Below are 340 nucleotides of genomic sequence, written 5' to 3' on the forward strand. Positions count from 1 at the left end.
AGCGGCTGCTGACCCACAGCCCGCACCTGGACCGGGTCTTCTTCGGCAACAGCGGGACCGAGGCGGTGGAGACCGCGCTGAAGTTCGCCCGCCGCGCCACGGGCAGGCCGCGGATCCTGTACTGCGAGCACTCCTTCCACGGCCTGACCACCGGCTCCCTGTCGGTGAACGGCGAGGAGGGCTTCAGGGACGGCTTCACCCCGCTGCTGCCCGACACCGCCGTCCCGCTCGGCGTCCTCGACGCGCTCGCCAGGGAGCTGAAGAAGGGCGACGTGGCCGCCCTGATCGTCGAGCCGATCCAGGGCAAGGGCGTGCACGAGGCGCCGCCCGGCTATCTGCG

1 protein-coding gene is annotated in these 340 nt (G+C 72.1%); it reads left to right on the top strand.

The window, feature by feature from the left end; all coding sequences use genetic code 11:
* A partial coding sequence (locus BZY54_RS54255; RefSeq protein ID WP_244217668.1) for an aminotransferase class III-fold pyridoxal phosphate-dependent enzyme occupies window positions 1–340 on the top strand: 340 nt, incomplete at both ends.

The sequence above is a fragment of the Streptomyces carpinensis genome (assembly GCF_002154505.1).
Taxonomy (GTDB): domain Bacteria; phylum Actinomycetota; class Actinomycetes; order Streptomycetales; family Streptomycetaceae; genus Streptomyces; species Streptomyces carpinensis.